Origin of the sequence: Acinetobacter sp. 22512, from assembly GCF_052044755.1 — a bacterium.
Classification (GTDB): domain Bacteria; phylum Pseudomonadota; class Gammaproteobacteria; order Pseudomonadales; family Moraxellaceae; genus Acinetobacter; species Acinetobacter pittii.
Map to the genome: position 1 here is coordinate 37,575 of NZ_JBQENP010000016.1, position 18,886 is coordinate 56,460.

General features: G+C 39.8%; 13 protein-coding genes. 6 read left to right on the forward strand and 7 right to left on the reverse strand.

Going from position 1 to position 18,886, the window contains the following annotated elements; translation table 11 throughout:
• Nucleotides 1-39 precede the first annotated feature (39 nt).
• Nucleotides 40-1,923 carry an Lnb N-terminal periplasmic domain-containing protein gene (locus ACTJJG_RS15170; RefSeq protein WP_068791390.1) on the forward strand — a complete coding sequence of 628 codons (1,884 nt, stop codon included), beginning with the start codon at nucleotides 40-42 and terminating at the stop codon, nucleotides 1,921-1,923.
• Between the two features lie 68 nt (nucleotides 1,924-1,991).
• Here the strand turns inward: ACTJJG_RS15170 and ACTJJG_RS15175 are convergent, their stop codons facing one another.
• Nucleotides 1,992-3,143, reverse strand: a complete 1,152-nt coding sequence (locus tag ACTJJG_RS15175; protein WP_032055358.1) for an extended-spectrum class C beta-lactamase ADC-43 — start codon at nucleotides 3,141-3,143, stop codon at nucleotides 1,992-1,994.
• Between the two features lie 149 nt (nucleotides 3,144-3,292).
• Nucleotides 3,293-3,841, reverse strand: coding sequence for a GTP cyclohydrolase I FolE (gene folE / locus ACTJJG_RS15180; RefSeq protein WP_002118643.1), 549 nt, complete (start codon nucleotides 3,839-3,841; stop codon nucleotides 3,293-3,295).
• 261 nt (nucleotides 3,842-4,102) lie between these two features.
• Here folE and xdhA point away from each other — a divergent pair, with 261 nt between their 5' ends.
• The 3 genes from xdhA to xdhC are packed head-to-tail and all read left to right on the forward strand — an operon-like array spanning nucleotide 4,103 to nucleotide 8,969.
• Nucleotides 4,103-5,602 carry a xanthine dehydrogenase small subunit gene (xdhA, locus tag ACTJJG_RS15185; RefSeq protein ID WP_032055359.1) on the forward strand — a complete coding sequence of 500 codons (1,500 nt, stop codon included), beginning with the start codon at nucleotides 4,103-4,105 and terminating at the stop codon, nucleotides 5,600-5,602.
• Nucleotide 5,603: 1 nt separating this feature from the next.
• Nucleotides 5,604-7,979, forward strand: a complete 2,376-nt coding sequence (gene xdhB / locus ACTJJG_RS15190; protein ID WP_032055362.1) for a xanthine dehydrogenase molybdopterin binding subunit — start codon at nucleotides 5,604-5,606, stop codon at nucleotides 7,977-7,979.
• Nucleotides 7,980-7,985: 6 nt separating this feature from the next.
• A complete protein-coding gene (gene xdhC / locus ACTJJG_RS15195; RefSeq protein WP_032055363.1) occupies nucleotides 7,986-8,969 on the forward strand; it encodes a xanthine dehydrogenase accessory protein XdhC in 984 nt (327 codons plus the stop codon).
• 10 nt (nucleotides 8,970-8,979) lie between these two features.
• On the opposite strand, the gene ACTJJG_RS15200 is transcribed toward xdhC, so the two are convergent.
• From ACTJJG_RS15200 to trpD, 3 genes are read right to left on the reverse strand one after another with little or no spacing between them, the layout of a single operon-like run.
• Nucleotides 8,980-9,675, reverse strand: coding sequence for a Smr/MutS family protein (locus tag ACTJJG_RS15200; RefSeq protein ID WP_017398622.1), 696 nt, complete (start codon nucleotides 9,673-9,675; stop codon nucleotides 8,980-8,982).
• A gap of 9 nt (nucleotides 9,676-9,684) precedes the next feature.
• Nucleotides 9,685-10,491, reverse strand: coding sequence for an indole-3-glycerol phosphate synthase TrpC (gene trpC / locus ACTJJG_RS15205; protein WP_032035720.1), 807 nt, complete (start codon nucleotides 10,489-10,491; stop codon nucleotides 9,685-9,687).
• 9 nt (nucleotides 10,492-10,500) lie between these two features.
• Entirely contained in the window at nucleotides 10,501-11,550 is a 1,050-nt protein-coding gene (trpD, locus tag ACTJJG_RS15210; RefSeq protein ID WP_080776779.1) for an anthranilate phosphoribosyltransferase, read from the reverse strand.
• A 357-nt stretch (nucleotides 11,551-11,907) separates the two neighbouring features.
• On the opposite strand from trpD, the gene ACTJJG_RS15215 reads away from it, so the two are divergent.
• Nucleotides 11,908-14,640 carry a TonB-dependent receptor plug domain-containing protein gene (locus ACTJJG_RS15215; RefSeq protein WP_032055371.1) on the forward strand — a complete coding sequence of 911 codons (2,733 nt, stop codon included), beginning with the start codon at nucleotides 11,908-11,910 and terminating at the stop codon, nucleotides 14,638-14,640.
• Nucleotides 14,641-14,647: 7 nt separating this feature from the next.
• A complete protein-coding gene (locus ACTJJG_RS15220) occupies nucleotides 14,648-17,419 on the forward strand; it encodes a M1 family metallopeptidase (RefSeq protein ID WP_372552670.1) in 2,772 nt (923 codons plus the stop codon).
• Between the two features lie 101 nt (nucleotides 17,420-17,520).
• Here ACTJJG_RS15220 and ACTJJG_RS15225 read toward each other — a convergent pair whose 3' ends face one another.
• Both ACTJJG_RS15225 and ACTJJG_RS15230 read right to left on the reverse strand, forming a co-directional pair.
• Nucleotides 17,521-18,105, reverse strand: coding sequence for an anthranilate synthase component II (locus ACTJJG_RS15225; RefSeq protein WP_000925673.1), 585 nt, complete (start codon nucleotides 18,103-18,105; stop codon nucleotides 17,521-17,523).
• 243 nt (nucleotides 18,106-18,348) lie between these two features.
• On the reverse strand, nucleotides 18,349-18,810 hold the full coding sequence (locus ACTJJG_RS15230) for a GNAT family N-acetyltransferase (RefSeq protein WP_069119432.1): 462 nt from the start codon (nucleotides 18,808-18,810) through the stop codon (nucleotides 18,349-18,351).
• Between the last annotated feature and the right edge of the window lie 76 nt (nucleotides 18,811-18,886).

An 18,886-nucleotide genomic window follows, 5' to 3' on the forward strand; every position in this document is an offset into this window, starting at 1 on the left:
GGTTTTTCTTATATTTAATGATAAAAATTGATGAGCTTAATGAAGTCAGTTGTTTTAGTTTTTGCCTCTTTGGCAGTGAATATTGCTTATTCAGCAGATATAAATCCATCTATTCAAAAATATTGGTCAATTGCAGAACAACAAAATCTAGATCAAGACATTACATGGCAAAGGCTCATGTATGCCAATAAAAACCAGAAAAGTGAGGTCACTTACGGTGGCTATTTCCTATCAAAAAATGGAAAAAATAATCTAAAAGAAGAGCTGAAAGCGGATATCTCGGCATTATTTATGCCTGCTCAAGATAATCAGTCGATTCGTTGTAAGTTCCCTGCGCGTAGCCAATGGCTCATGCAAAAAGTCGGCATTCAAGAAAATGAATTGCCTCAAGTAAAGTGTACCGAATTTGAAAATTGGATTGGGCAAATTAAGCCCTACAAAGCGACATTAATTTATGCGACCGATTTTATGGGCAATCCGAGCTCGATGTTTGGCCATACTTTATTGCGTTTAGACCCAAAAGATCAGCAACAATTAAATTTAGTTTCCTATGCTGTAAATTATGCAGCAACGGTGGCAGGCAACGACAACTGGTCATATGCATGGAAAGGTTTAACAGGGCAGTATCCGGGTGAATATTCACTAATGCCTTATTACCGTAAAGTAAAAGAATATGGCGATTTTGAAAGCCGTGATTTATGGGAATATGAGCTAAATTTAACTCCTGAGGAAACACGTTTCTTGGTGTCTCACATTTGGGAAATGCAACATGTGAGTTTCCCTTATTACTTTGTGAGTGATAACTGTGCCTATCGATTGTTGGGATTAGTGGATTTAGTAAAACCTGAATCTAAATTACAAGAAAAATTTACTTATGCATCCATTCCAATGGAAACCATTAAATCGATGCAGCAGCAGGGACTCACCAAAGCTCCTGTATATCGACCTGCTTTAGAAACCCAATTATTGTCCCAAGCTCATCAGCATGGTGCCTCACTGGCGAAGGTCGCTCATCAAATTGCGATGCTGCCTATACAGCATTCTTCTCAGATTTTAAAATCATTTACTGAGCAGGATCAGGCTAAAATCCTCGAGATGGCTTACGATGATTTATATCTACAGTTTATTGGTCGTAAAGTTGAAGAAAGCATTGCTCAGCCGCAGTTACGTCAGCTTTTAGCACTCAGAAGTCAGATTGATTTAGATAAGCAACGTCAAGAACCAAAAAGACCAGCAAAGGAACCAACTCAAGGTCATAACGCGCGTAATCTTTCAGTGAAAGCTGGTGAGGTTCAAGGAGATAAGTTTATTGAACTTGGTCATCGGCAAGCCTACCATGACTTAATAGACCCTCAAGGCGGATATCGTGCCGGTACTCAATTACTATTTTTAAATGGTAACGCGCAGTGGCGAAATGACCATTTAAAACTAGAACGTCTTGATCTGTTAGAAGTGAACTCTTATAACCCAATTCAACCATTTAAAACACCGCTGAGTTGGGGTTTTAATTTAGGTTGGCGTCAAGAAGCCATTCATGATGGAAGCTTTAGTGAAGACAAACAACACGGCGTAGCAAGCTTTAATGCTCAGGTCGGTTACAGTCTTGCAGACTATGGGCGAAAGCATATTTGCTATGGACAAGTACAAACCTATGTACAAACAGGTTCAAATCTAGATAAAGGGTGGCGCGTAGGAATGGGGCCAACTTTAGGTTGTATGAATCAATGGTTTGAGCGTTTCAACTCTGTGGTGCAAATTGAATTGCCATATTGGGAAGATCAAAACCAATGGAATTTGAGAGTAAATACTCAGTGGCAATATGTGATTAATCGCAATAATGCCGTTCGATTGAATTGGGACTATGAGCAACAAAACCATCAAGACTGGATGAAATCAAGTCTAGGATATGTTTGGTTCTTTTAAAGAATAAATGTATAAAAAAAGAGAAATGAGTTTATTCATTTCTCTTTTTTTGTTTTTAGACAAGACGATTATTTCTTTATTGCATTTAATACTGCATACGCTGCCTTAATGCGTTCTTCATTTGGAATACGTTTATTGGTTAACATGACTAAACCAATATTTTCTTTTGGAATAAACACCACATAAGTTCCAAAGCCATTTGTTGAGCCAGTTTTGTGGAACATCTTAACTGAAGGTTCTTTGGAAATGGCAGTCACTTTATTAGGCTTCATCACGATTTGCTCTGAATTACTGTCTAATAAAGTTTGTAAAGGCGCTGGATAAGAAAATTCTTCCCAACCCAAGGCTTGATACATGGTGCCGACTTGATAGAAACCTTTATGTGTTTCATTAATTGCACGTTGAATATCTTTCGGATATTTCAGTGGGTTGAGGTTGGCATTAATAAAACTCAGCATGTCTGGTAGTGTCGATTTAACGCCGTATGCAGGAGCATCTAGCGGACCAGGGTTAACACGAATTGGCTGATTTTCTTGGTTATAGCCAAAAGCATAGTTTTGCATCTGAGTTTTAGGAACATTTACATAGCTATGTTTTAAGCCAAGGCCCGGAAAAATTGTTTTTTCTAAGACTTGGTCGAAAGGTTTATTCATAGACAAAGCAACAACTTTTCCAAATAGGCCAATACTTGGATTTGAATATTGTCTGTATTCACCGATTGGGTTTTTAGGTTTCCAGTCTTTGAAAAAAGTTAAAACTTGTTGGTCTGTTTGTACTTCATCTGGGAATTGCAAGGCAAGGTTACCACTTGTATACGTTGCGAGTTGAAGTAAGTTAACTTGGTCAATCGGTGTGTTTTTTAATTCTTTCCAATATTTACCAGGCGTATCGTCAAAAGAGATTTTTCCTTTATTTTTTGCATATCCACCTGCTGTCGCGGTAAATAATTTACTGACTGAACCGAGCTCAAAAATGGTACTGCTATTTACGGCTTTTTTATCTTGAACAGATTGAAGACCATAATACATTTCATACTTTTTATTATTTTGAATAACACCCACAGCCATACCTGGCACATCATATTTATCTAATAAAGGTTTAAAATTTTGATCTACCAGTTTTTTAATTTCTTGGTCTTTTGGTGTATTGCCCGCATAAATTGAGGTACTAAAAATAAAAAGAGGGGGTAAAAGTAAGCAAGAAATTTTTTTAAATCGCATGATTAACTCTAAATCGTTTAAAAATAAAGATGCGTACTTTTATAACAAAAATCACCTAATTTGATTGTTATGTTTTATTGGTTAAGTGCTTTAAATAGATATAAAAAAGCCCAACTTCGGCGGGCTTTTATTTTGGTAGTAAAACCAGATTAATAGCTTTCTGGTACTGCACTTAAAAATTCACGACGTGCTTCTTTATCGGTTTTAAAATCTCCGACAAATGAAACTGTACGGGTGGTAGATTCTTGTTTGCCTACACCACGCATCATCATACACATATGTGCTGAATCGATGACTACAGCAACACCGCGAGCACCAGTCACTTCTGCGACAGCTTCTGCGATTTGTTGAGTCAGATTTTCCTGAATTTGCAAACGGCGAGCAAACATCTCGGTAATACGTGCAAATTTAGATAGACCAAGAACTTTGCCTTCCGGTAAATAGGCAACATGAACACGGCCGTAGAATGGGAGGAGATGATGTTCGCAAAGCGAATAGAATTCAATATTCTTCACCAATACCATTTCATGGTTATCTGATGGGAAAACAGCATTATTGGTGACTTCTTCTAAAGTTTTACTATAGCCAGAAGTTAAATATGAAAAAGCTTTAGCCGCACGCACAGGCGTATCTTTAAGGCCGGGACGATCAAGATCTTCACCGACGGCAGTCAGGATATTTGCGTACGATTGCTGCATTGACATAAGACGTATAAATTTACTCTATTAGACAAGCTCGGCATTGTATCAGAAACATGACCTGATGTTCATAAATCCTCGCACTATATTTATTTTGGTTTTGCGCAGGCTTAATAAAAGATGAATAAATTTCATGTTTTTTATCGTTAATAGTCAAGTGGTTGGACATGAAATGTGCGTTTAATATGGGTAAGTTCTAAATGATCGCTTCATGGCATCATATTTGCACAAAAGCATTATTATAAAACACAAGGATAAGACATGTCAGAACGTCCAATCACCTTCTTTTTTCGTGGCGGTCAGCATCAAGTAGAAAATGTCCTACCCACAATGACGATTTTACAGTTTCTACGAGAATATACTCAAAATGGTAAAACCAGACAGACTGGTACAAAAGAGGGCTGTGCTGAGGGCGATTGTGGTGCATGTACGGTAGTGATTGGTGAGCTGGTCAATGACAACCTGCAATTACGTAGTGTGAATGCGTGTATTCAGTTTTTACCCACTTTAGATGGTAAAGCTCTATTTACAGTAGAAGACCTTCATAGCTTATTGCCTGTACAAGATGGGACACTTCATCCAGTTCAACAGGCGATGGTCGATATGCATGGTTCGCAATGCGGTTTTTGTACACCCGGTTTTATCATGTCGTTATGGTCAATGTATGAAAATGAACAACATTCTCCAAGCAAAGATAAAATCAGTGATTATCTTTCTGGAAACTTATGTCGCTGTACAGGCTATCGCCCTATTTTAGATGCAGCACAAAAAGCTTATGACTATCCACGTGTTGTATTAGAACGTCAAAAAGTAATTGATGTATTAAAAGAAATCAAAGCATTACCTGCATTGTATTTAAATAATCATGGTCAGCAATTTTTTGCACCAAAGACCTTGCAGGATTTCTCTACTTTACGTTTACAGTTGCCGCAAGCACGTATTGTTGCAGGTAGCACAGATGTAGGTTTGTGGGTAACAAAGCAAGGCCGTGATTTGGGCGATATGCTTTATATCGGTCAAGTTGAAGAGCTGAAAAAGATTGTAGTCACAGACCATGCTTTAACGATTGGGGCAAATGTAAGTTTGAGTGATGCACTCATTAAAATTTCAGATTTTTATCCCGACTTTCAAGAATTACAGCGCCGTTTTGCTTCCATGCCGATTAAAAATGCAGGAACACTAGGTGGAAATATTGCTAATGGTTCGCCTATTGGTGATTCAATGCCGGCATTAATTACGCTAGCTACACGATTGATTTTGCGTGTAGGTGTGCAGACCCGTGAAATTGCTTTGGAAGACTTTTATTTAGATTATCAAAAAACAGCATTACAGCTCGGTGAGTTTGTTGAGACGATTGTTATTCCACTTCGTGAAGGGCAGACGCGTTTTAAATTTGCCAGCTATAAAATTGCCAAACGATTTGAGCAAGATATTTCTGCGGTATGTGCAGCCATTTCATGTGAGCTAGATAATGATGGTGTCGCTCACAATGTAAGAATTGCTTTTGGTGGCATGGCTGCTATTCCCAAACGTGCAAAATATGCAGAAGCCATATTGGAAGGCCAACAACTTGCAACAGAATTGATCGTTCATGCACAAGAAGCATTGTCGCAAGACTATCAACCTTTAGATGATGGACGTGCTAGCTCGGCATATCGTTTACACGTCGCGAAAAACTGTTTACAGCGGTTTTATATAGAAAAAGTCCTGTCTCAAACGATTACTCGTGTGAATGATTTGATTACTATGGTGGAGATCTAACATGAATCAAACCATTGACTTAAGTGTTTCTAAAAAATCCGCTAAAGCAGGCGACTCGATTCCACACGAAAGTGCACATTTACATGTAACTGGGCAGGCAACCTATATTGATGATTTACCCGAGCTTGAAAATACCATGCATTTGGCAGTCGGATTTTCAAATTGTGCCAAAGGCAAAATTATTAAATTTGATTTGGATGCTGTGCGTCAGGCTGACGGTGTTCGTGCAGTTTTTTCGGCAAAGGATATTGATGTTGAAAATAATTGGGGACCAATTGTAAAAGATGACCCAATTTTTGCCGAAGAGCAGGTTGAGTTTTATGGACAAGCCTTGTTCGTGGTTGTTGCTGAGAGTTATCAGCAAGCCCGTCAGGCAGTTCGCTTAGCAAAAATTGAGTATGTGCCCGAAACCCCAATTTTAACGATTCAAGATGCAATTAAAAAAGAATCGTGGGTGTTACCGCCTGTTGAATTTAGCCATGGTGAAGTTGAGCAGGCATTTCAAAACGCAGCACATCAACTTTCAGGTGCTATTGAGCTGGGTGGGCAAGAGCATTTTTATCTTGAAGGACAGATTTCTTATGCGATTCCACAAGAAAATCAGAGCTTAAAAGTCTATTGCTCAACGCAACATCCAACCGAAATGCAGCTGCTGATTTGTCATGCACTAGGCATGAATATGCATCAGGTGAGTGTGGAAAGCCGCCGTATGGGCGGTGGTTTTGGTGGTAAAGAGTCGCAGTCGGCACAGTGGGCATGCATTGCATCTTTGGCAGCACAAAAAACAGGCCGTCCGTGTAAATTACGCTTAGATCGTGATGATGACATGAGTGCTACAGGCAAACGTCACGGTTTTGCTTATGAGTGGTCTGTAGCTTTTGATGACAGTGGTGTTCTGCAAGGCTTAAAGGTACAACTGGCTTCAAACTGCGGTTTTTCGGCTGATCTTTCTGGGCCAGTGAATGAACGTGCGATTTGCCATATTGGCAATGCCTATTATCTAAATGCAGTTGAGCTACGTAACTTACGTTGTAAAACCAATACTGTTTCTAATACCGCATACCGTGGTTTTGGTGGACCGCAAGGCATGTTTGTCATCGAAAATATTATTGATGACATTGCTCGTTATTTAGGTTGTGACCCGGTTGAAATTCGTCAACGTAATTTCTTTGCTGAACAGCCCGGTGCCGGACGTGACCGTATGCACTATGGGGCAGAAGTCCGTGATAATGTTGCGCCAAAATTGGTAGCTGAATTATTGCAGACTAGCGATTATGCGAAACGCAAACAAGACATTCATGCCTTTAATCAGAACAATCACATCATTAAGCGTGGTATTGCGTTAACCCCATTAATGTTTGGTATTTCGTTTAATGCCGTACATTACAATCAGGCAGGTGCACTGGTGTATGTGTACATGGATGGCACTGTCGCGATTACGCACGGTGGTACAGAAATGGGACAAGGGCTATATACCAAAGTACGGCAGATCGCTGCACATGAGTTGGGTTTACCAATCGATAGCGTTCGTTTAATTGCAACCGATACTTCTCGTGTACCAAATACTTCGGCAACTGCAGCATCAAGTGGCGCAGATCTAAACGGTAAAGCTGTTCAAAATGCCTGTATTAAAATTCGTGAGCGTCTGGCTAAACTTGCAGCCGAAATAAGTCAAAGTGAAGCTGAACAAGTCCAGTTTGAAGATAGTATGGTTTCAACAGCGAATGGTCATTCATGGACATTTCCTGACTTGGTTCAACGAGCATATATGGCACGTGTACAACTATGGGACAGTGGTTTTTATAAAACTCCAGAAATTCACTATGATCAGGTCAACCATTTGGGGCGTCCATTTTTCTATTATGCCTATGGTGCAGCGGTCAGTGAGGTCGCAATAGATACCTTAACTGGGGAAATGAAAGTATTGCGCGCTGATATTTTGCATGACGTCGGGCGGTCAATTAACCCTGCAATTGATATTGGACAAATTGAAGGCGGTTTTGTGCAAGGGATGGGATGGCTTACGACAGAAGAGCTGTATTGGCAGCCGCAGGGACCACACGCAGGCCGTTTGTTTACCCATGCGCCTTCAACTTATAAAATCCCGACCAGTGTAGATATTCCTCATATTTTTAATGTCAAACTGTTCAATAATCAAAATCAGGCAGACACCATTTACCGCTCCAAAGCTGTAGGTGAACCGCCATTTATGTTGGCATTATCTGTTTTCTCTGCAATTCGTCAGGCGGTACAGGCGGCTATTCCCGAAAAAGCTCCGCTCGTGCTCAATGCTCCAGCAACTGCCGAGGAAATTTTACGTGCAATTGCGATTGGACGAGGACAGGCTTTGGCTAACCGTCTACAAGCTAAAATGTAGAAGATTATGCAACATTTACAATGGTGGGCTGATTTTGTAGCGTGGCAAGTCGATGCTGTGCCTATGGTATTGGTCACAGTAGTTCGCGCTGATGGTTCAACACCACGAGAAGTTGGTGCAACCATGTTATTGCGGTTTAATTTACAACAGCAATGGCAGCAGTCAGATACGATCGGTGGCGGGCATTTAGAGTTTCAGGCGATTGATATCGCTAAAGCAATGTTAAAAGAAACGGAAACTAGTGTGAGGCGTATTGAACGCTTTAACCTCAGTGCTCGGTTAGGGCAGTGTTGTGGCGGAGTAATGTGGTTATTGTTTGAAAAAATATCACCCGCTGAAATTGCGTCGGATTTATCTGGGAGTTTGCAAGCATGGCGAGCTGGAAAGCATATATGGCGTAACGTCTCACATCAATATGCATCCACTTGGCAGACTATGGATATGGAACAACAACCAAGTTTCGAGTTTCATTCTGGCAGCAGTGAAGAATGGCAATTTGGCCAGCAGATTCAACCAAATGTCATGCAAGTGCTGATTTGTGGCGCGGGGCATGTGGGTGAAGCAATTGTCCGTTGTTTATTACCTATTGGTGTTCGGGTGAAATGGATTGATCCACGTGATGATATTTTTCCACCAGATTTACTGCAACAGGTGCAATGCTTAACGACTGATACCTTAGACGCCGAGATCGAGCATTTTGACCGTTTAGGCGCAATTTTAATATTAACTCATGACCATCAATTAGATTTGCAACTATGTTTTTCAGCCTTGAAACCTGCGGCAAAACCATTTGCTTATGTTGGGATGATTGGCTCAAAAAGTAAAAGGGCTATTTTTGAAAAGCGTATGCAAATACGTGGTTATACTCAGGAAACATTACAACGTTTGGTTTGCCCGATCGGGGTAGAAGGAATTTCATCGAAACAACCTGCAATGATTGCCATTGCAGTAGTTGCTCAATTATTACAAGTATTTGATGTAAAAAAATGATCCCAAAGGATCATTTTTTTTGTTCGAACTTAGGATTTTTTTCTGCACGTTTAAGCAGTACGAGAACGGCACCTGTACCACCTTGATTTTCAGGGGCACTTACAAAAGCCAAAACATCGCGGTGTTGACGTAACCATCCGTTGACATAGGTTTTTAAGACTGCTTCTGGGCCTTTACCATGCACAATTTTGATGACATTTTGATTTTCATCTTTTGCCATCTGGATAATTTGTAAAACTGCGTCACGTGCTTGCTCAATCGTGCAGCCGTGTAAATCTACAGCTTCAAACCAACGCATCTTGCCTGCTTTTAAATCTTCAAAAACTTTATGTTGAAGAGTCGCAATGCGATAGCTTAGCGTTGCTTGGCTTGCGACCGGATTTAAAGCAGCTTGAGTATCGGATAACTCAGCATGTTCGGTGTCAGGACCACCTTCGGCAGCTGCACGTTTCGCTAGCGTTTGTGCGTCGACTTTTCTGGTACGAGGTGTTTTTACATCGGCAACATTGCTATTGTTGATGCGTTTTACACCTGCAACAGCCTGTTGAAACAGATGGGTATCTTCCAATTCTTCAGACTCAGCCTGAGATTTTTTAGTCTCAGGCTGATTTGTGATTTTGCTTGAATGAGGATTGGAGATTTGCTTTTTAAATTGCTTCAATAACTTCTGTTGCTCTTTAGAAAGCGATGAATCTTTATTACTCATATATCTTCATTAAACCGTTTGGGGTTGTCCAAAAAGGGCAGTAAAAGCTTGATCTGGACGAGGTTGTTTCATAAAACTTTCGCCCACCAAGAAGCTGTGAATATCATGCTCTTGCATCATATGTACATCATCTGGTGTCGCAATACCGCTTTCAGTAATTAATAAACGTGAGGTCGGAAGTAATTTTTTCAATCGAATGGATGTATTTAAATCTACATCAAACGTTTTTAAATTACGGTTATTCACTCCTAATAAACATTGCTCAGAAAGCTTTAAAGCGCGTTCCATTTCTTCTTCGTCATGAACTTCAACCAATACATCAAGTTGATGTTCAAACGCAGTTTTAGACATTTCTTCAAGTTGCTGGTCAGACAAACAAGCAACAATTAATAAAATACAGTCAGCATGCAAAGCACGAGCTTCAACTACATTATATGGGTCAATCAGAAAGTCTTTACGTAAAGCAGGGAGGGCACAATGATTGCGAGCAATCGCAATATTTTCATCTGCTCCCTGAAAGAAATCAACATCGGTCAGTACCGATAGACATGCTGCTCCAGCTTGTTCATATTGCTGGGCAATTTCGGCAGGATTAAAGTCTGCGCGAATGATTCCTTTTGATGGAGACGCTTTTTTAATTTCAGCAATCACACCAGGGCGTTTATGTTTTAAAGCATTTGCAAAGCCTCGAACTGGAGTCGCAGCTTTTGCTAGTTCTTCAACATCTTGCAAATTACGTTGTTTTAAACGCGCAGCAAGTTCCTCATGTTTACGGTCAACAATTTTACCTAAAATGGTATTTTGAATATTAATCATGAGAAATCCTTAATCTGCCTGAGATTGCTTTAATGTTTTGGTAAATTCAGCCAAAACACTCATTTTTTCTAAAGCCTGTCCGCCATAGATAATATCTTGAGCGAATGTAACAGCCTGAGCATAAGTTTTGGTAATGCCCGCCACATAGATGCCTGCACCTGCATTAAGCGCAATCATGTTTGCTGCTTTTTCACCAATATCGGATTTATTTTTGCTTAAAGCATCTTTAATTAACTTTAGACTTGCTGTTGCATCAGCGACAACCAAACCATTTAAAGTTTGCGACTCAATTCCTACATCTTCAGGATTAAGTGTCCACTCAGTAATTTCGCCATCTTTGAGTTCGGCAATAGCAGTAGGAGCTGCAAGACTGATTTCATCAAGCCCATCTTTTGAATGGACAACCATGACATGTTCAGCACCAAGCTGCTTCATCACTTCGGCAATTGGACGACAAAGTTCATCTGAAAATACCCCAATCACAAAGCGTTTTACACCAGCCGGGTTGGTCAGTGGGCCAAGTAAATTAAAAATACTTCGAATACCAAGTTCACGACGTGGACCAGCAGCATATTTCATGGCTTTGTGATGGTTCGGTGCAAACAAGAAACCTACACCCATTTCACGGATACAGCGCTCGGTTTGTTGCATATCTAAATCAAGATGAATACCTGCTTGTTCAAGTAGGTCTGATGAACCTGATTTACTTGAAACGCCACGGTTACCATGTTTTGCAATGGTTGCGCCTGCTGCTGCAATGACAAAGCTTGACGCTGTAGAGACGTTAAATAAATTTTGGCCATCACCACCAGTACCCACAATATCAACTAAATGTTTGATATCACTAACATCGATCTTGATCGCAAATTCGCGCATGACACGTGCAGCAGCTGTCATTTCGTCAATGCTTTCACCTTTCATGCGTAGGCCCATCATCAAAGCACCAATTTGTGCTTCGGTTGCCTCACCTTGCATGATGCTGCGCATAATTTCTTCCATTTGAGGCTGGGTCAAATGAATGTTCTTGGTAATGTGGTTGAGCGCCTGTTGGATATTCATAGTCATGATTTACAGCATTAATGATTAAAATTTTTAGGTGAAGTTGATCAAGAGTGGGATGTTCAGCTTGTTGCGTTCCATGTTTCACTAGCTACGGGGAGCTATGTTAGCAGAAAATAACCAAAGATTTTTGTTGTTCGATACGAGTTTTAAAAAATTTGCTGGTTTATTACTTTAGTTTGATTAATAAACAGAATTTATTCATTGAAAAAGGTTTTAGTTTGTTGTGAGTTTTTATGATAAATAATTAACCATTTGGTATATCTTAAACATAAATATATCTAGGAAAAATGCGTATAAATCCGTCAAATAAAAGTGGATATAGTAGGGCGATCTTTATTTTGTCTATTAATAAATATGTATTTAAATAACTTGAAATATGTAGGAGCTTTAAAAAATAAGCGCTCATTTATTTTTGTATTTGTTGCACTGTTTCATCCACTAGAAAGTTATGCGCAAGAAGCTATAGAGCAACCACAAAAGCAAGCTAAAACAGATAAAGTAGTCCGTGTTGCTGTGACAGGGTCTCGGATTTCAAAAGCACAAAAAGATGGCCCTACTAGTGTGACCATAATTACCGCAGCCGATATTGAAAAACAAGGGTTTAGTAATGCATTTGATGCGCTTAATAACCTGACGCAGAACACGGGTTTTGTACAAGGTGCCGATTATGGAAATACTTTTACACCTGCGGCTAACGCTATTAGCTTACGAGGCTTAGGACCTAATCATACTTTAACTTTGATTAATGGACATCGGGTTGCAGACTATCCTGTACCTTATGATGGCTCTGTCAATTTCGTAAATTTAGCCAATATTCCAACTGCCATTATTGATCGTATTGAAATATTAAATGGTGGTGCCTCTGCAATTTATGGTTCAGATGCAATTGCAGGTGTCGTGAATATTATTCTGAAAAAGAAAACAGACGGCACACAATTTAATATCAAGGCAGGCGGAACAAAAGAAGGGGGTGAAAACTTACGTTTACAACTGAGTGGTAGTAAAACTTTAGACAAGCTCAGCCTTGTTTATGGGGTTGAACTCAGTGGCCGTGAACCGATTTGGGCAGCCGATCGAGATTTTATGTCGGGCCGAACTCGTTTGGGAGAAAAACCAGATACGGTTGTAGGTCGTAAAAATGCCAATACTGGAAAATATCTTTCCATTGGTGGGTGTCAGGCCTTTAATGGTTTATTCAAAGGTTCAGTCAGTAATATAGGACAAGCTGGTGCAGACAATTGTGCTAGTGGTTTGGCACGACCAACCTATTGGACGGTCCAAACCCAAAACCGCAGTCAAAATGGTTATCTCGGTTTAGACTATGAGTTAAATGATAAAACTCAATTGTTTGCCGATTTTTTAATTGGCGCCAATCAAATTGAAAACAATACGCGTGGTCCGACATGGACTTCTTTAGCCGCAACGAGTGGTTATTTCCTCAATCAAGATTCGGGAAATTATGAAATTTGGAATCGCCGTTTTGCACCTGAAGAATTAGGCGGGGTAGAACGCGTAAATAAAAAATGGAAAGAACTTTCTTCAAACTTAAATTTTGGAATTCGAGGCGATATTGGGGAGACGAGCTGGAGTTATGAGGCGGCCTATAATGGTTCCATCTATACCAGTCAGCTACGCCGCCAAGGCTTATTACGTTCGAATGTTGATGAGTACTTCTTAGGTCAGCAACTTGGCACAGATGCAGATGGTATTCCTATTTATTCACCTCATTTAGATCGTTTAAGTCGACCACTAACAGCAAGTGAATTTGAGAGTATTTCGGGAACAACAAAAGAAAAAGATAAGTCATGGGCACAAAGTTTGACCTTAAGCGCGAATGGTGACGTACTTAAGTTACCTGCAGGAACTGCCAAACTTGCGGCTGTGGCTGAAATTGGACGTCAAGGTTTTTCGATTAAGCCGGATCAGGCACTTGAAAATGGGGAGTTTTATAATGCGAGTTCTAGTGGCGAATATAGTGGCACTCGTACACGCCAAGCACTTGGTGCAGAATTATTCTTGCCTTTAGCGAAACCATTAAATTTAACGCTGTCTGGACGTTATGACCGTTATGCTTTGTCAGATAACAGCATTGATAAGTTAACTTTCGGTTCGGGTCTCGAGTTTAGACCACATTCGACTTTATTGGTGCGCGGTAACTACGCGACTAGCTTTCGTGCACCAGATATGAACTATCTGTTCTTAAATAAGCAAAAAGGTTATTTCGCAAGTACGACCGATTATTTACGTTGTAGCCAAATGGGACAACCTTTAGATAAATGTAGCTTTAAAGATTACTCGCCTGGGGCAAACTATACTTTAACCGGAAACAAGGAATTGAAACCTGAAGAGGGTAAATCTTATGGTGCAGGTTTTGTTTGGTCACCAACCAATAAATTTGATATCAGCATCGATTACTGGGATATCAAAATTGATAATCTTGTGACCAACTTAAGTGAGGACAAAATTCTACGTTTAGAAGCAGATTGTCGTTTAGGCAACCAAGATATTAACTCTGCAGCCTGTATTGATGCATTAGCACGTGTGGAGCGTAACCCTGCAAATGCAGTTGTCGACCCAAATGTGATTAAGAATATAAATATCGTTCCGATTAATGCTGCATCAGACCATACTCGCGGGATTGACTTCACTAGCAGATGGCGCTGGAAAACAGACAGCTTTGGTAACTTTCTCTGGACGATCAATTATAGCCGAGTACTAGAACATGAATATCAACAATCAAAAGATGGCGAGAAAGATGACTATTTAAAAGATTTAACCATTCCTGATTGGCGTGACCGTTTTAATACCAGTCTCAGCTGGAGCTTTGGTGATTGGGCATCAACAGTATTAGTTAATCGTTATGGCAAAATTCCAAACGGCGACCAGACTGCCTATCTAAGCCCAACGTATTTAGTGAACTGGAGCGGTACTTATCAAATCTCTCCAAAAGCTTCTGCTTCAATCATTATTAATAACCTGTTTGACAAAGTGAAACGAGATGACACGGGCGGTTGGCCGTATTATCCAGTAGGATCATATTCACCATTCGGCCGTCAAGGTTGGTTGGAGTTTAACTATAAATTCTAAGAATGATGTGTGGATGCAGCGAAGTGGTACAGCATTTGCTGCATATTTTTATTTAAAACTACAAAGGATAAAACCCCTTATGTTGGTCAAGCCTTCATTTAAAAAAAGATTGCTACTTACAACATTATTATCTTTATCGGCAACACAGATTTTCGCATCGAATAACAGTGAACAAATCCCGATTGGTAAATTACCTGAATGGGTTGTACCAGAATCTTATGATTTAGATTTTAAGATTGATCCCGCACAAAAAGGCTATACCGGTAAAACTACGATTCATCTAAAACTGGCTCAAGCCACAGATCACATCTGGATTCACGGTAAATCCTTAACGGTGAAAGATGTGAATATCACATCGGCAGAGGGCGCCAAAACCAAAGCAAAATATGAGCAAGCCTCCGAGGTGGATGGGGTGAGTAAAATTAAATTTGCCAAGACCTTGCCAGCAGGCCAGTATCAACTCGTTCTAGATTTTAATGCGGCGTATGACCAACAGCTCGACGGTATTTATAAAATCGAGTTTGAAGGTAAACCTTATGTGATGACTCAAATGGAAGCAATTAGTGCACGCCAGTCATTCCCATCATTTGATGAGCCACGTTTTAAAACGCCGTTTAATATTCGTTTGACGATTCCAAGCAAATATTCAGGGTTTGCCAATACCCAACAAACATCTGAGCAAGCAGATAAGTCAGGTTGGAAAACGCTCAGTTTTGCACAGACAAAACCACTACCAACTTATTTACTTGCATTGGCTGTCGGACCTTGGCAATTACAAAAAGGGCCTGATATTGGTGCAACTTCATGGCGTAAGCAGCCAATCCAGTTACGTGGTATTGCACCCGATGCAAAAGCTGAAAAAATGCAGCATGCCTTATCTGAAACGCCAGCCATTTTAAAAACTTTAGAAGATTATTTTGCCTTTGGTTATCCATTTGACAAGCTAGATTTACTGGCAGCACCAGACTTTGCCGCTGGTGCAATGGAAAACCCAGGGCTAATTACTTTTAGAGATTACTTGATGTTGCTAGATAAGGACTCGCCAGTCTCTTTTGTACAGAATTCATTTAATGTCAATGCACATGAGCTGGCGCATCAATGGTTTGGTGATGTCGTCACGATGCCGTGGTGGGATGATTTATGGCTAAATGAATCTTTTGCGACATGGATGCAAAGTAAAATCACTCAAAAATTACATCCCGAATTTAATGCTGACCTAGAACGTATTGCAGATACTGCCGATGCGATGAAAAGTGATAGTTTGGTGAGTGTACGCCGTATTCGCCAGCCTATTTTAAGCAATGCCGATATTCAAACTGCTTTTGATAGTATTACTTACCAAAAAGGTGCTGCTGTTTTAAATATGTTTGAAAGCTACTTAGGCGAAGAAAAATTCAAACAAGGGGTACGCAATTATATTAATAAGCACCAATATGGTAATGCGACAGCCAATGATTTAATTAGCGCTTTAGCAGAGCAGTCTGGGCAAGGTGAGCGTTTTGCCAGAGCGATGAAAAGTTTCCTTGATCAACCAGGTGTGCCTTTAATTAACACCGCATTACAGCAAGAAGGCAATAAAGTCTTTTTAAATGTGAAGCAAAGCCGTTACTTACCTGTGGGTTCAAATGGTGATGCAAGAAGCCTGTGGGGTGTACCATTATGTGTACGTTATGATGTTCCAAATGCAGGTAGTAAAGTGCAATGTGAATTGGTAGACCAAGCAGAAGCCAAGATTGAACTCAAAGGTGCCAGCCTTGGCAGTTGGTATATACCAAATGCAGACGCGGCAGGATACTACCAATTTAGTTTGCCACAAAAAGAATTTACTCGTCTGACTGCCGCTACAGAAAAGCTTTCTAACACTGAACAGTTGGCTTATGCCTATGCAATTTCAGCTGCATTTAACCACGGTGATATTAATTTGTTGGCTGTCGTAGATGCTGCGAAGAAATTTGCCAATTCAAATAGCCGACAAATTAGTACAGCGCTGTTTTCCCAGTTAAGTACCATTCATCGTCATGTATTGAAAACAGAAGCTGAACGTGAACATTTTAGAAAAGTCTTAGCTAATTTATATTTACCAAAATTAAATCAGTTAGGTTATGTAAACAAAACAGGTGAACCAGCTGAAGACAGTTTATGGCGTAGTGAGTTGGTTAGATTTCTTGCTTTAGATATTCAAGTTTCAGAAGTTCGTACCCAACTCTTAAAACAGTCAGATACTCTATTTGCTCAAAAGCAGCTTAATTTTGCGCAAGTAACACCTGAATTATTGCCAACCATTTTAGCTGTACGTGTACAAGAAAAAGGTCAACCAGCTTTTGATCGTTTATCTGGAGAGTTACAACGCGTGACTCAACCGACACAACGTCTTGCAATACTTACAGCTTTGGGTTCAGCAAACCAAGAAGCAACGCGCCAACAAGCCCGTCAGTTGATTTTAAACCCACGTGTTAAAGTCGGTGAAGTTCGTACCGTGGTCAACTCAATCAATAATTATGGAGATGAGCAAGGTGGCTTATGGTCTTGGTTTAAAGTAAATCATGACGCCGTGTTTGACCGTTTAGGTAAATCTTCGGCTGGGCGTTTCCCTGCAATGTTTAGTGGGGCAGCATGTACCCAACAACAAGCGGCACAGTTAAATAACTTTTTTGCACCACGAACTAAAGAGTTGGTTGGGGTAGAAAGAGGATTGAAACAAACCAAAGAACGTATTCAACTCTGCGAATCTTTGGTGGCAAAACAAGATGGATCAATTGTGCAACAGTTAAAGTTGTAATTGTTCCAGCCATGAAAAAAGCCAACTGATCTTAGTTGGCTTTTTTATTCAGGTTACTTATCAAATCCAGTCATTTTTAAAATGACTTATTCGAAGCTGAATTATGCATAAATATCTAAAAAGTTTTTAAAGATTTGATGGCCATGTTGACTCAAAATTGATTCAGGATGGAACTGCACACCTTCAACAGGGAGTGTTTTATGTTTAACACCCATGATTTCTTCCATTGAGCCATCTGCTTCATTGGTCCAGCACGTTACTTCAAGACAGTCAGGTAGTGTTTCTTGATCAATGACTAATGAATGATAACGAGTCGCCGAGAATGGGCTAGGAAGGTTACTGAAAATACCTTTATTGCTATGGTACATATCAGATAAACGTCCGTGCATCACCGTTTTGGCTCTTACAATTTTTCCGCCAAAAGCTTGCCCAATACTTTGATGCCCTAAACACACGCCAAGCAAAGGAATTTTTCCAGCAAAATGATTAATTGCAGGAATTGAAATACCAGCTTCACTTGGAGAGCAAGGGCCAGGACCAATCACAAGATATTTTGGTTGCCATCGTTCAATATCCTCTAACGTGACTTGATCATTGCGAACTACTTTTACTTCCTGATTCAACTCGCCAAAGTATTGGACAATGTTGTAGGTAAAAGAGTCGTAATTGTCGATCATTAGAAGCATGATGAACTTAACCTCATGATAATTAATATATATTTAATAAGTGACTAGAGTTTTACTCAAAATGTTACTCACTTTTTAAAAAGTACCTTTATTTGATCAAATAAAAAGCCGCTTTCTAAGCGGCTAATGTATCAGAATTTCCTTGTCTTGTAATAACTTCATGCTTTTTTACTGGCAAAAGCATATTAATAATTATAAGCCGATGTGTTTCTTAAACTAAAAAGAGTCGTGCAAGCTGGTAGTTTAATTTGAAGATGTCTCTGTATTATTGGGCAAAATCTGCCACACAAAATTTTCTTGATTCAGTGGAGTAAACCCTATTTTTTGATAGAGCCACGAAGCTGTACTGGTAAGTAACATAATTCTGCGAAGTTTAAGAGTTTCCAAGTGTTCTAAGCAGCATTCCATCAGCCATCGTCCTAAACCTAACTTTTGAAACTCATCGATGACAAAAACATCTTTTACATAAGCAAAGGTTGCATAGTCTGTAATGATACGAGCTAGACCAATTTGTTGGTTGTTCGGATCATATAATCCAAAGCATAAACTATGTTGTATAGCGGTTTGCATTGTTTCTAAATCAATCCCTTTTGCCCATTTTGAATGGTATAAAAAAGAATGAATCACCTCTATGTCGAGTTTAGAGGGATCTGTAGAAACAGTATAATTATCATGACGTGTAACTGCGAAATTGGATACCTGCATAGGGAAACCCTTTAATTCAAAGAAACATTGAATACGTTTAAAAATAGCATATTGCTTACAAAGTTCTCTTCAAAAC

Coding starts and splice junctions, on each gene's coding strand:
- xdhB (WP_032055362.1), top strand. CDS start 5,604: ATGAATCAAACCATTGACTTAAGTGTTTCTAAAAAATCCGCTAAAGCA.
- ACTJJG_RS15200 (WP_017398622.1), bottom strand. CDS start 9,675: ATGAGTAATAAAGATTCATCGCTTTCTAAAGAGCAACAGAAGTTATTG.
- ACTJJG_RS15215 (WP_032055371.1), top strand. CDS start 11,908: ATGTATTTAAATAACTTGAAATATGTAGGAGCTTTAAAAAATAAGCGC.
- ACTJJG_RS15170 (WP_068791390.1), top strand. CDS start 40: ATGAAGTCAGTTGTTTTAGTTTTTGCCTCTTTGGCAGTGAATATTGCT.
- folE (WP_002118643.1), bottom strand. CDS start 3,841: ATGCAGCAATCGTACGCAAATATCCTGACTGCCGTCGGTGAAGATCTT.
- xdhA (WP_032055359.1), top strand. CDS start 4,103: ATGTCAGAACGTCCAATCACCTTCTTTTTTCGTGGCGGTCAGCATCAA.
- ACTJJG_RS15175 (WP_032055358.1), bottom strand. CDS start 3,143: ATGCGATTTAAAAAAATTTCTTGCTTACTTTTACCCCCTCTTTTTATT.
- trpD (WP_080776779.1), bottom strand. CDS start 11,550: ATGAATATCCAACAGGCGCTCAACCACATTACCAAGAACATTCATTTG.
- ACTJJG_RS15225 (WP_000925673.1), bottom strand. CDS start 18,105: ATGCTTCTAATGATCGACAATTACGACTCTTTTACCTACAACATTGTC.
- trpC (WP_032035720.1), bottom strand. CDS start 10,491: ATGATTAATATTCAAAATACCATTTTAGGTAAAATTGTTGACCGTAAA.
- xdhC (WP_032055363.1), top strand. CDS start 7,986: ATGCAACATTTACAATGGTGGGCTGATTTTGTAGCGTGGCAAGTCGAT.
- ACTJJG_RS15230 (WP_069119432.1), bottom strand. CDS start 18,810: ATGCAGGTATCCAATTTCGCAGTTACACGTCATGATAATTATACTGTT.